The following is an 8,856-nucleotide window of genomic DNA, read 5'->3' as shown; positions in this document are numbered from 1 at the left end:
CACCGCCACCAACGCCTTCTACGAACAACTCGCCTGGAACTGGCCCAACTGGGCCAAGATCTTCTTCAACAACAAAGGCGTCGTCGCCGCCTCCACCGCGGTGTGCATGAACTACCCACCCGACGACATGTCCGTCTGGGTCTGGTAGCACCCGGCTGAGCCGATAGATTGGCGGCCGTGCAGAAGCAACGGACCGCGCTCATCCTGACGATCGCCGGGGCCCTGCTGTGCGCGGCGGCGGTCGGTGGGTTCGTGCTGTTCCGCTTCCATTTGCTGCGGCCGTGGCTTTTTCACCCCGTCGTGTTCGCGGCGGTGGGCGGGGTCGCGCTGGCGCTGGCCTGTGTGTTGGGTCTACGCAAGCCGCTGGCGCGCTGGCTCGGGGCCGCGTTGTGTCTGGCCGGTGCCGGGATCGTCGCCTTCACCGGATGGTTCGTGACCGCACTGCAACCGGAGCTGACGGTCGAGTCGACGCAGGAGTCGCCTGACGGGGCCTTCGAGTTGGTGGTGCTCAGCGGCAGTGCCGCCTTCGCGCCGGATCCGGTGTGGGAGTTGCGGTTGCACACTAGGGCCGGCCTGCTGTCCCGGGAGTACGACCTGGGGTGCGTCAACGCGGATACGTTGGCGCTGAACGGTATCGGCTGGAGCGGTCCCCGGAACATCCGGGCGGTGCTGTCGACCGGAGCCGTCGACATCGCCGTCGACGATGCGGGTCGCCCGGACCGCACCGTCGACGGCGGCTGCTGAAGCCGGCGAACTGGGGGAACCTCCCGCTCGCGGGAAAAAGGGGGGTCAGCTCAGGTGGTGCACCTCCTGCAGCCCGTACACCGGCGTCGGCAAGCCCTCGTAGCGGGCCTTCAGCTGCAGCGCCAGATACAGCGAATAGTGCCGTGACTGATGCAGATTCCCGCCGTGGAACCACAGGTTGGGTTGCTGGGTGGGCTTCCACATGTTGCGCTGCTCGCCCTCCCACGGGCCGGGATCCTTCGGGGTGTCGCTACCAAGACCCCACACCTTGCCGACCCGATCCGCGACATCCTGCCCCATCAGATCGGCGGCCCAGCCGTTCATGGATCCGTAGCCGGTCGCATAGACCACCACATCGGCCGGCAGTTCGGTGCCGTCGGCCAGCACCACCGAATTCTCGGTCAGGTGGTCGACCTGGCCGTGCGCCAGCTTGATGCGGCCATCGGCGACCAGTTCGCAGGCGCCGACATCGATGTAATAGCCCGAGCCGCGGCGCAGGTACTTCATGAACAGCCCAGAACCATCGGCGCCCCAGTCCAATTCGAAGCCGGCCGCCTCCAGCCGGGCGTAGAAGTCCTTGTCCTTCTCGCGCATCTGGTCATACAGCGGGATCTGGAACTCGTGCATGATCCGGTACGGCAGTGAGGCGAACGTCAAATCGGCCTTCTCGGTGGTCATCCCGTCGGCGACGGCCTGCTCGGAGTACAGCGCGCCGAGACCGATCTCCATCAGCGAGTCCGACTTCACGATGTGCGTCGAGCTGCGCTGCACCATCGTCACATCGACGCCGTTCTCGTAGAGCGCCTTGCAGATATCGTGCGCGGAGTTGTTCGATCCGATCACGACGGCCTTCTTGCCGACATACTGGTCGGGTCCCGGGTGCGCCGAGCTGTGGTGCTGATCGCCCGCGAAGACGTCCTGACCCGGGATCGCGGGCACAAATGCCTTGCCGGACATGCCGGTGGCCAGCACCAGCTGGGTCGGGTGCAGGGTCAGGCGCTCACCGTCGCGGTCCACCTCGACCGTCCACCGTTCCCCGTCGAAGGTGGCCGACAGGCACGTCGTCTTCGACCAGTACGGCACCTCCATGACGCGGGTGTAGAACTCCAGCCAGTCGCCGATCTTGTCCTTGGGTGCGAACACCGGCCAGTTGGCCGGGAACGGCAGATACGGCAGATGGTCGTACCAGACCGGGTCGTGCAGGCAGAGCGACTTGTACCGCTTGCGCCACTGGTCACCGGGCCGCTCGTGCTTGTCGACGACGATGGCCGGTACCCCGAGCTGGCGCAGCCGGGCGCCGAGCGCGATACCGCCCTGCCCGCCGCCGATCACCAGTGTGTAGGGCTGCACGGTCCGGCCCAGTTCGGCGTCCTCGGCCGCCTTCTTCTCGGCCCAGGACCGGGGATCCGGATCGTCGCCGTGCACCGCGCCGAGCACGCGGGTCGCACCCCGGCGTTCCTCGTGGTCCTTGAGTTCCTGCAGCGCGGTCAGCAGTGTCCAGGCCCGGTCGGTACCGCCGTCGCCGCGGATGCGCAGGTGGCCGGTGCCGCGGCCGGCCGCGGTCTCGAACTCGATGAAGGCCGAGACGACGCCACCGTCCTCGGTGGGTGTTTCCCGGGTCCGGAACCGGGACGGATCCGTGCCGGTCAGCCGATCTTCGAGCATCTCGCGGATGCCCCCCTGACCTTCCAAGGTCTTGATGTTCCAGGTGAACGACACCAGGTCACGCCAGAAGCTGTCGACGGCGAACATCGCCACCACCCGGTCGATGTCACGGGTGGCCAGCGCCGTCTCGAAGGCCGCGAGCCAGGTGTCCACCCGCTCCTGCGGGGAATCAACTTCTGCGGGAGCTTCAATCGTTTGAGTCATGTGAGCCAGCACACAACGTGTGACAACCCCGCGCAAGGTCTGCAACCCCCTGCAACCCTTTCGGCTGTAAGCCAGGTCACATAGAAACGTCTGCATGAAAGCAGCTGTCTACTACGGACCCAACAAACTCGACGTGACCGACGTCCCGGTGCCGGACCCGACACCCGGGACGGTGCAGGTGCGCGTCGGATACAACGGCATCTGCGGCACCGACCTGCACGAGTACTACGCGGGGCCGATCTTCGTGCCCACCGAACCTCATCCGTTGACCGGCCAGCAGCTGCCCGTGGTCATGGGGCACGAGTTCTCCGGCACCATCACCGCCCTCGGCGACGGTGTCACCGGCTGGGCCGAAGGAGACCGAGTGGCAGTCGAGCCGATCTACCGGTGCGGACATTGCGGGCCCTGCCAAGCCGGCACCTACAACATCTGCGCGCAGATCGGTTTCCACGGCCTGATGTCCGACGGCGGGATGGCCGAATACACCGTGGTGCCCACCAACATGCTGCACAAATTGCCCGACAACGTGTCGCTGGAACTGGGCGCGCTGGTCGAGCCGATGTCGGTGGCCTATCACGCCGCGACCCTGGGTGACCCGGATGCGGAACGCACGGCGATGGTCTTCGGTGCCGGTCCGATCGGCATCGGACTGTGGTTCGCTCTGCGGGGCAAGGGAATCGAGGATGTCTTCGTCGTCGAGCCCTCGGCGACCCGGCGCGCCGCCATCGAAGCGCTCGGCGCATCCACCCTGGACCCGACCGCCCTGTCCGTGCCGGAGTTCATCGCCGACCACACCGGTGGCCACGGTGCCGGGGCGGTGTACGACGCGGCCGGCGTCGCACCCGCCGTCGAGACCGCGCTGGCCTGCGTCGGGGCACGCAAGGCGATGGTCAGCGTCGCGATCTACGAGAAGCCGCTGACCACACCCCTGCTGAACCTGGTGATGAACGAGTCCCGCATCCAGGGCTCATTGTGTTACACCGCAGCTGATTTCGAGGCCGTCATCGACCTGATGGCCCGCGGTACCTACGACACCACCGGGTGGGTGACCGCCATCGGTATCGACGATGTCGTCGACGAGGGATTCGAAGCACTGCACGCCGGAACCAAGATGAAGGTTCTGGTCGACCCGACCAAGTGAAAGGCACTCGTATGACCCGTGTCATCCCAGCACCACTGTTGGACAAGGTCGCCCTCGTGACCGGGGCGGGCCGTGGCATCGGCCGCGGTATCGCCCATGAATTGGCCGGCCAGGGCGCCGATCTGGCTCTGGTCGATGTCAGCGCCGATACGCTGGCCGCCGTCGCCGACGAGATCGTCGCGATCGGTTCCAAGGTGACGACGTTCGTCGCCGACGTCTCCGACCGGGACGCCGTCTTCGCCGCCGTCGAGCATGCCGCCACCGCACTCGGTGGGTTCGACATCATGGTGAACAACGCCGGCATCGCACTGGTCGGCCCGATCGCCGAGGTGACTCCGGAACAACTCGCCCGGCTGTGGGCGATCAACGTCGACGGGGTGCTGTGGGGCATCCAAGCCGCCGTCGCCAAGTTCACGGACCTCGGTGTACGAGGCAAGATCATCAACGCGTCTAGCATCGCGGGGCATGAGGGTTTCGCGATGCTCGGGCCCTACAGCGCCACCAAGTTCGCGGTGCGCGCACTCACCCAGGCCGCGGCCAAGGAACACGCCGCCGACGGCATCACCGTCAACGCATACTGCCCGGGTGTGGTCGGTACCGATATGTGGGTCGAGATCGACAAGCGGTTCGCCGAACTGACCGGTGCGGCCGAGGGGGAGACCTTCGAGAAGTTCTCCGCCACGATCGCGCTGGGCCGCCCGGAGACACCCGAGGATGTCGCCGGATTTGTCGCCTACCTGGCCGGACCGGGTGCGGACTACATGACCGGACAGGCCGGGCTGATCGACGGCGGGATGGTGTACCGATAGGGGTGCGCGTGACACATGCTGTGACGGGGAGCACAATCGACTCCGTGGCAGGCTCCTCGACCCCAGAGCCCGCGGTCGCCGTCGGTGACGACCCGCGTCAGTACGCCATGCTGTTGTCCGAGGTATATGACGCCACCATGGCCGGCTCGCGGTCGCCGGCCAAGCCGCGACAGGTGATCGCCGAATCCTGGAACAGGTTGCTGGACAGCGGTATTGACCCTGAACACCACGACCCGCCGGATATCGACCGTAGCGGGCTGGATTTGCTGCGGCAGTCGTCGGGCCTGATGACGGTGTTGGAGGACATCACAAGGGGCCTGGATTCGGTAATCGCCGACGGCAGCAACATCCTGGTGGTGGCCGATGCCCGGGGCCGGGTGCTGTGGCGTTCTGGGACGCCCCGGGTGCTGACCAAAGCCGACCGACTCGGGTTCGTCGAGGGTGCCAACTGGGGTGAGTCGGCGGTCGGGACCAACGCGATCGGCACGGCACTGGTGTCCCGCCGCGCGGTGCAGATCTTCTCGGCCGAGCACTTCCTGCGCAGCCACCACGCCTGGACGTGTGCCGGTGCGCCGATCCGGGATCCGCGCACCGGCCACGTGATCGGGGTCGTCGACGTCTCCGGGCCGGCGTCGACGGTGCACCCCACCACGATCGCGCTGGTCGATCTGGTGGCCCGGTTGGCCGAATCGCAGCTGCGTGAGGCGCATACCCGAACGTTGGACCGGCTCCGGGCGGTCGCCGCACCGATGCTGGCCCGCCTCGGCTCCCCGGCACTGGCCGTCGATCCCGAGGGGTGGGTGGCCGCGGTCGATTCGCTACCCCCGCACAACCGGATCATGTTGCCGCAGAAGGCGGGTGCCGGCCGGGCCTGGATTCCGGCGCTGGGCGCCTGCGAACTGGAACCGCTCTCGGGTGGCTGGCTGGTGCGCCCGGTCGACGACGGGGACGGGCCGACCTCCGCTGCACGGCTCAGCCTCGATCTACGCGCTCAGCCGATGCTGGAATACACCGGATCCTCCGGCGCGTGGCGCCGGGACATCTCGCCGCGGCACGCCGAGATCCTGCTGCTGTTGGCCACTCACCGCGACGGCCGCAGTGCCCCCGAACTGGCAGCCGATCTGTACGGCGACCGGACCCGGGTGGTCACTGTCAGGGCCGAGATGTCGCGGCTGCGAAGGCAACTGGTGGGTCTCATCGCCGCTCAGCCGTACCGGTTCGTCGACGGATTGGTGGTCGAGGTCGCCCTGGCTCAGGCCACGTAGGACGTCATCGACAACGATCCGTAGGCGTATCCGTCGACCAGCACCGTGGCCGGTCGGGTCCCGGCGAGCCCGGCGAAGTACACCATCGGGATGAAATGGTCCGGGGTCGGCACGGCGGCGGCGAAGTCCGGATGCTCCTGCAGGGTCAGCACCTCGGCCGGTGTGGTGGTGAGAATCCGGCGGGCCTCCTCGTCGAACCGTGCGGCCCAGTCGAATCCGGCATCGGCGAAACCGGAGTCCATCAGCCGCAGGTTGTGCACGATATTGCCGCTGCCCAGCACCAGGATGCCGCTGTCGCGCAGCGGAGCCAGCCGCGCACCGAGTTTGAGGTGGTACTCCAGCGGTTGTTCGGCATTGATCGACAGCTGGACGACCGGGATGTCGGCGTCGGGGAAGGCGTGCACCAACACCGACCAGGCGCCGTGGTCGATACCCCAGCTGTCCTCGTCGGCGCCCACCCAGGTGGGCTGCACGACCTCGGCGATCTCCTCGACCAACTCGGGCAGACCCGGTGCGGGATAACGGATGTCGAACAGTTCGCGCGGGAACCCGTAGAAATCGTGGATGGTCCGCGGCCAGGACATCGCGGTGACGGCGGTGGCATTGATGTACCAGTGGGCGCTGATCACCAGGATGGCGCGGGGACGCGCCACCGATTGCCCGAAGGTCCGCCATGCCTCGGTGTAGCGGTTGGTGTCGAGGGCGTTCATCGGGCTGCCATGGCCGATGAACGCGGCGGGCATGGCGGTCATGCATCGACGCTACCGCCTACCGGCGCGGTCCACCGCCGCGGTGTGACAGGGATCTCGGAGGTAGGTCTTGCGGTACCCGCGTACCAAGTTAGGGTCGCCTTACCTATGTCATGAGTGAGGTGCTTAATGCGAAAGATCCGCGTAGCGGTCATCGGTGCAGGTCCGGCCGGAATTTATGCGTCCGACATCCTGACCGGCGAATACGAACATGCGAGGGTCGACCTGTACGACCGGTTGCCGGCCCCGTACGGCCTGGTCCGCTACGGCGTGGCGCCCGATCATCCGCGCATCAAGGAGATCATCAAGGCGCTGCGCCGGGTGCTCTCCCGCGACGAGATCCGGTTCATCGGCAATGTGCACTACGGCACCGACATCTCGCTGGCCGAGCTGCGGCGCCACTACGACGCCGTCATCTTCTCCACCGGGGCCCGTAACGACCGGCCGCTGGACATCCCGGGTATCGACCTGCCGGGCAGCTACGGCGCGGCGGACTTCGTGTCCTGGTACGACGGCCATCCCGACGTCCCGCGCGACTGGCCGCTCGAGGCCAAGGAGGTCGCGGTGCTCGGGGCGGGCAATGTCGCCCTCGACATCGCCCGCGTGCTGGCCAAGCCCGCCGACGAGCAGCTCGGCACCGAGATCGCCGGCAACGTCTACGCCGGTCTGGCGCTGAACCAGGCCACCGACATCCACGTCTTCGCCCGGCGCGGCCCGGCGCAGATCAAGTTCTCGCCCATGGAGTTTCGTGAGCTGTCGCACTCACCGAGCGTCGACGTCATCGTGCATCCGGAGGGTTTCGAGATCGACGAGGCCAGCCAGAAGGCCATCAACTCCACCAAGTCGATCAAGCTCGTCGTCGACACCATGATGAAGTACATGGACAAGGAGTCCACCGACGCGCCGCACCGTATCCACATCCACCTGTGCCAGTCCCCGGTCGCGGTGCTGGGTGACGACCGGGTGGAGGGCCTGCGCACCGAACGCACCGAGCTCATCGGCGACGGAACCGTGCGTGGCACCGGCGAATTCGCCGACTGGCCGGTGCAGGCGGTGTACCGCGCGGTGGGCTACATGTCCTCGCATCTGGCCGACCTGCCGTTCGACCACCATGCCGGTGTGGTGCCCAACGATGCCGGCCGGGTGCTCGACTCGGACTGGATGGTGGTCGACGCCACCTACGTCACCGGGTGGATCAAGCGTGGCCCGATCGGGCTGATCGGACACACCAAATCCGATGCGGCCGAGACGATTGCCAGCCTGCTGGCGGACCTGCCGGGAATCACCCCGCCCGAGGTGACCGATCCGGACGCCATCCTGGGACAGCTGTCGCGTAACGGGGTGGACTACACGACCTGGTCCGAGTGGGAGAAGCTCGACGCCCATGAGGTCGCACTCGGTGCCGAACAGGGCCGCGAGCGGGTCAAGGTCGTCCCGCGCGAGGACATGATCAAACACGGTCGCGGCTGAGACGTCAGCCGTTCAGGTAGGCATCGGCCCAGGCGCCGATGATGCGCCCGGCCCGTTTGGCCTGACCAGGCCCGGTCAACAGATGCTCGGACCCCTCCAGCGAGACGAAGCTGCGGGGGTGCCGGGCCGTCCAGAAGATATCGCTGGCGTTCTGGATACCGACAGTGTTGTCGGTCGGGGAGTGCAGGATCAGCAGCGGCAGCTTCAGATCCTTGATCTTGTCGCGCAGGTCCGCCCGCCGGACATCCTCGACGAAGGCACGTTTGAGGGTCAGGTTCTTGCCGCCGACCATCCACTGCCCGCTGCCCTCGGCGAACACCTGCTCCAGGCAGGCGTCGTACTGATGCTCGACGTGCGTGGGATCAAACGGCGCGGCGACGGTCACCACCGCCCGCACCCCGGGGCAGTCGCGGGCCGCCGCGATGGCCGCCGCGCCACCCCAGGAGTGGCCCACCAGTAGGTCGGCCGGTGTCCCGCGGTCGGCCATGAACTTGCAGGCCTCGATGACGTCGTGCACCTTCACGGTGAAAGATCCGTCACCCCAGTCGCCCTTGGACCCGCCCAGCCCCAGCGCGTCGAATCGCAGCATCCCGATACCGTCGGAGGCCAGCTGTTTGCAGATCCGGGCGGCCGCCGGCGAGTCCTTGCCCAGGGTGAACCCGTGTGAGAACACTCCCCAGCCGCGCACCGGCCCCTCGGGCAGGTCGAGGATCCCGGCCAGGTCGGGTCCGGTGGCACTGGGGAAGACGCAGCGTTCAGCCATGTCGGTGGTTTACCACGTCGGCGCCGATGGCCTTAGGGTGACGGAC

The 8,856-nt window shown here is 67.2% G+C and carries 9 protein-coding genes; 6 read left to right on the top strand and 3 right to left on the bottom strand.

Annotation, left to right across the window (positions count from 1 at the left end):
• The coding region (locus ACLBYA_RS31310) for a DUF5078 domain-containing protein (protein WP_447713373.1) at positions 1 to 148 on the top strand (148 nt) is incomplete at its 5' end.
• A gap of 29 nt (positions 149 to 177) precedes the next feature.
• Positions 178 to 744 carry a hypothetical protein gene (locus ACLBYA_RS31305; RefSeq protein ID WP_447713371.1) on the top strand — a complete coding sequence of 189 codons (567 nt, stop codon included), beginning with the start codon at positions 178 to 180 and terminating at the stop codon, positions 742 to 744.
• Between the two features lie 45 nt (positions 745 to 789).
• On the opposite strand, the gene ACLBYA_RS31300 is transcribed toward ACLBYA_RS31305, so the two are convergent.
• Positions 790 to 2,613 carry an NAD(P)-binding domain-containing protein gene (locus tag ACLBYA_RS31300; RefSeq protein ID WP_447713370.1) on the bottom strand — a complete coding sequence of 608 codons (1,824 nt, stop codon included), beginning with the start codon at positions 2,611 to 2,613 and terminating at the stop codon, positions 790 to 792.
• Between the two features lie 94 nt (positions 2,614 to 2,707).
• On the opposite strand from ACLBYA_RS31300, the gene ACLBYA_RS31295 reads away from it, so the two are divergent.
• Genes ACLBYA_RS31295 through ACLBYA_RS31285 form a run of 3 tightly spaced genes read left to right on the top strand, consistent with a single transcriptional unit; the run spans position 2,708 to position 5,828 of the window.
• The gene (locus ACLBYA_RS31295; RefSeq protein ID WP_447713369.1) at positions 2,708 to 3,754 is read left to right on the top strand and encodes a 2,3-butanediol dehydrogenase; all 1,047 of its coding nucleotides are present in this window, start codon (positions 2,708 to 2,710) and stop codon (positions 3,752 to 3,754) included.
• 11 nt (positions 3,755 to 3,765) lie between these two features.
• Entirely contained in the window at positions 3,766 to 4,563 is a 798-nt protein-coding gene (locus ACLBYA_RS31290) for an acetoin reductase (protein WP_447713368.1), read from the top strand.
• Between the two features lie 44 nt (positions 4,564 to 4,607).
• Positions 4,608 to 5,828, top strand: a complete 1,221-nt coding sequence (locus ACLBYA_RS31285) for a GAF domain-containing protein (RefSeq protein WP_447713367.1) — start codon at positions 4,608 to 4,610, stop codon at positions 5,826 to 5,828.
• Here ACLBYA_RS31285 and ygiD read toward each other — a convergent pair.
• On the bottom strand, positions 5,816 to 6,571 hold the full coding sequence (gene ygiD / locus ACLBYA_RS31280; protein WP_447713372.1) for a 4,5-DOPA-extradiol-dioxygenase: 756 nt from the start codon (positions 6,569 to 6,571) through the stop codon (positions 5,816 to 5,818). The genes ACLBYA_RS31285 and ygiD overlap by 13 nt on opposite strands.
• Positions 6,572 to 6,706: 135 nt before the next feature.
• Between ygiD and ACLBYA_RS31275 the strand changes: the two genes are divergently transcribed.
• Positions 6,707 to 8,047, top strand: coding sequence for an FAD-dependent oxidoreductase (locus ACLBYA_RS31275; RefSeq protein ID WP_447713366.1), 1,341 nt, complete (start codon positions 6,707 to 6,709; stop codon positions 8,045 to 8,047).
• A gap of 4 nt (positions 8,048 to 8,051) precedes the next feature.
• Here ACLBYA_RS31275 and ACLBYA_RS31270 read toward each other — a convergent pair whose 3' ends face one another.
• The gene (locus tag ACLBYA_RS31270) at positions 8,052 to 8,810 is read right to left on the bottom strand and encodes an alpha/beta hydrolase family protein (RefSeq protein WP_447713365.1); all 759 of its coding nucleotides are present in this window, start codon (positions 8,808 to 8,810) and stop codon (positions 8,052 to 8,054) included.
• Positions 8,811 to 8,856 lie beyond the last annotated feature (46 nt).

It is taken from the genome of Mycobacterium sp. C31M (genome assembly GCF_053345865.1).
Note: the sequence above shows the minus strand (reverse complement) of the source record. Positions and strands in the feature narration are given on the sequence as shown.

Coding starts and splice junctions, on each gene's coding strand:
- ACLBYA_RS31300 (WP_447713370.1), bottom strand. CDS start 2,613: ATGACTCAAACGATTGAAGCTCCCGCAGAAGTTGATTCCCCGCAGGAG.
- ACLBYA_RS31295 (WP_447713369.1), top strand. CDS start 2,708: ATGAAAGCAGCTGTCTACTACGGACCCAACAAACTCGACGTGACCGAC.
- ACLBYA_RS31290 (WP_447713368.1), top strand. CDS start 3,766: ATGACCCGTGTCATCCCAGCACCACTGTTGGACAAGGTCGCCCTCGTG.
- ygiD (WP_447713372.1), bottom strand. CDS start 6,571: ATGCCCGCCGCGTTCATCGGCCATGGCAGCCCGATGAACGCCCTCGAC.
- ACLBYA_RS31275 (WP_447713366.1), top strand. CDS start 6,707: ATGCGAAAGATCCGCGTAGCGGTCATCGGTGCAGGTCCGGCCGGAATT.
- ACLBYA_RS31270 (WP_447713365.1), bottom strand. CDS start 8,810: ATGGCTGAACGCTGCGTCTTCCCCAGTGCCACCGGACCCGACCTGGCC.